This window comes from Tritonibacter horizontis (assembly GCF_001518015.1).
Taxonomy (GTDB): Bacteria; Pseudomonadota; Alphaproteobacteria; order Rhodobacterales; family Rhodobacteraceae; genus Epibacterium; species Epibacterium horizontis.
This window is the reverse complement of the sequence record NZ_LPUY01000115.1, coordinates 1-2873: the sequence shown is the minus strand read 5'-3', so window position 1 is coordinate 2873 and position 2873 is coordinate 1. Positions and strand designations below refer to the sequence as shown.

3 protein-coding genes are annotated in these 2873 nt (G+C 68.0%); all 3 read right to left on the bottom strand.

Translation table 11 applies throughout. The features are described from left to right. Window positions 1-3: 3 nt before the first annotated feature. Window positions 4-1449 (bottom strand): hypothetical protein, encoded by a 1446-nt coding sequence (locus tag TRIHO_RS20105; RefSeq protein WP_068248084.1) that lies wholly within the window; start codon window positions 1447-1449, stop codon window positions 4-6. Next, a complete protein-coding gene (locus TRIHO_RS20100; RefSeq protein ID WP_068248081.1) occupies window positions 1446-2360 on the bottom strand; it encodes a PP2C family protein-serine/threonine phosphatase in 915 nt (304 codons plus the stop codon). The genes TRIHO_RS20105 and TRIHO_RS20100 overlap by 4 nt, the downstream gene beginning before the upstream one ends. Further along, a partial coding sequence (locus TRIHO_RS20095; protein WP_131811231.1) for an FHA domain-containing protein occupies window positions 2344-2873 on the bottom strand: 530 nt, incomplete at its 5' end. The genes TRIHO_RS20100 and TRIHO_RS20095, both read right to left, overlap by 17 nt.

Genomic DNA, 2873 nt, shown 5'->3' with positions numbered 1-2873 from the left:
GCGTCAGGGCGGGCTTTGGTTTTGCGCGGGGGAGAGTTCCCGGCGCAGCTGCAACAGTAGCGTGACCGCATCGACGGCGGCGTCCTCATTCTGTTCGAGCTGGCACAGCATCAGCACCTCTTCGCCGTCCTCGGCCGCGTCTCGGGCGGCACGCAGCGGCTCGGATCCGGCGGCATGAGGCTGAACGGTCTGCAAGAGCTGACGCACCGTGTCCAGCGCGCCTTCGAACACCCCCGACAGGTCCGGCGTGTCGGCGCCCTCGCACTGGGCCAGCAGATCCTTGGCGCGGTCCCGGATCATGGCAGAGGCTTCGGCCAGCAGGTCGTCCTCCGCCCGCAGGTCGACCGGGGCGCGCGGTGCGGTCTGGGGTGACCCGGTGCCATGGGCCGCGAGGTGGCCAACCGTGGCCTGGCGCTGGCCGGGCCGCAGCGCGGCCGCAACCTGCGACATCGGGCGCGTCGCCTGCCGTTCGGTCGGGTCAGGCGCGGGTTCCGCCGGACGAGACGCCGCCGCTTTGGGCGCAGCGGTTTCATTGCCCGTGGCGGAGCCAGTGCCCACGTTGGATCCCGTGCCCGAGTTGGCCGCCAGGGGGGCGGCGGCGGGCAGCGCAAACTGGCGAACCAGCATTTCAGCCTGATCCAGATCGGATGTCCGGCCGAGGTCGATCTGATGCATCAGATCATCATAGAGCCGCTTGCCGCCGCTGGAGTGCCACAGCTGCCGATCCACGCCCTTTTGCCCGTCCGGCTGGCCGACCTGCGCGGTCAGCCCCTGAATGGCGGCCAAAGGATAAAGGCCGAGGAATTCCTGTGTCGCCACCGGCTCCAGCGCGGCGATGGCCTCTTTCAGGGTGCCACGCATGATCCGCCGGTCCGCCATCGTCAGCACCAGAAAGCCGTGGTCCTTGCGCGCATCGGGCACCTCAGCCCAGAGCGCCTGTTCGGGGGCGGTGAAATCGCGGCTGCAAAACAACAGGATATCGGCATAGGCCACGGCCTGCTCCATGATGGCCTGCTGGCGCGAGGGGGCACCAAACAGGGCGATCTCGGTCAGGCTCATGCCGCGCAGGCGGGAGTCGGGCAATTCTTGACGCACCCGCAGGCAGGCAGGCCCCTGATCCCTTGGCGCGGTCCGGTCGCACAGGCGGCCCTCATGGTGGTGCAGGCTGCCCTCGGCGGTTTCGATTTCCGCCCGCGCGCTCTGGCCAAAGGTGATCTCGATCATGCCGGCAGGGGCGCATTGCCCGAGCACCGGTTCGCCCAGCAGCATGTCGATCAGCGCGGATTTGCCGCTTCCCGGCAGGCCGATGACCACCACCTGTACCGGTTTTTGCAGCCGTTGCAGCAGGCGTTGGCCCCAATCGGCGTATTGCCGGGGCACAAGGCCGGCCTGCAGGGTCTGGCTCAACTGGCCGGCCAGCGGCGTCAATGCGGCGTCTGCGGTCATCATGCGGATCCATCCCCGATGCTATGTTCCAGGCGCAGGCCTTCCTGCCGGTTGCCACGCGCAACAAAGGTCACGCTGCGCCGGGCGCGTTTTTGCGGGGCGGGCTGGTGTCGCGCGGCGGCCTCTGCCGGCTGGACGCGGATCAGGCAAAAGGCGACGTTGTCCTGTTCCGGCGCGTCTGTCGCCTCGATCCGCGCCAGCAGCGCCTGGCTGAGCGCCGCACTGGTCAGGGCCTGTCCGTCGGTCAGCACGGTCTCCAGTTCGGCAACGCTCAGCGCCAGCAACCCATCGCTGGTGGCGATCACCAGATCCCCCTGTTTCAGCGAGAGCGGCGCGTTGCGGCACTCGATCTGCGGGATTGCATTGCCGGTCAGGACCGAGGTGACGCAGTCGCGATCCGGGTGGCTCCGCGCCTCTTCTGCGGTGATCTTGCCCTCTGCCACCATGACATCCAGCTGCGCAGCCAGGGAATGATCCGCATTCAGCCGATACAGCCGCCCGTCGCGAAACAGCAGCAACGGCGAATCCCCCACCGACAGCCAATAGAGCCGATCATCGACGATCACCGGCGCCAGCAGTGTCGCGCCCATGCCGAGCGCCTCTGGCCGGTGCGCCGCATAGGCGCGGATCGACGCGTTTGCCTCTTCGGCCGCGCCCGTCAGCACCTGTTCGATCCGCGGTTCCAACGTCGCCGGAGCATCCGACCACAGCTTCAGCCCGGCAAAGACCTCCGTCACCGCGATCTTTGCCGCCACATCGCCGGCCGCATGACCGCCCATGCCATCCGCCAGCACGGCAAAGCCCAGACCGGCCCCGGCCAGGAAATCCGACGCGACGCTGTCTTCCTGACGGTCGCGGCGGCCCTGGCTGATCGCCGTGGCGGTATCATAGGTGAATTTAGCGTGTGGCAGCATGGCGCAGGTCGCTGTCAGCCGGGCTGTCCCAGCCAAAGCTTTGATCACACAAGGGGACGAAGCGCAGTTCCGTTTCGCCGACGCGCAGGCTGTCGCCGGCATTCAGCGGTTCGGTGGACAGGACGGGGCGGTTGTTCAGCCGCACCAGATTGGCCTTGCCGCCGTGACCAACGTAGAATTGCTGCTGTTCGGGATCATAGGCGATGGCGGCATGCTGCTCGCGCGAAATGCTGTTGTCGCCGAAATCCAGCTGCACCGCCTGGCCGCTGCCCCGACCGATGGTGGACACACCTGCGTGCAGGGTGAAGGTCGCGCCGCGCCCCGGTCCGGCGACCACCGCCAGCCATCCGACAGGAAATTCGCTGTACCCTTTGGCAGAACTGCTGTCAGAGGGCGCCTGTGCAAACGGATCGCTGGCCGCTGCCGGGTTGAAGCCGAGCAGACGTGTCTTGACCCGTCCACCGCCCCGGCCTGCCCCCCGGCCCATGGCCGGCGCGGGCACATCGACCGGCC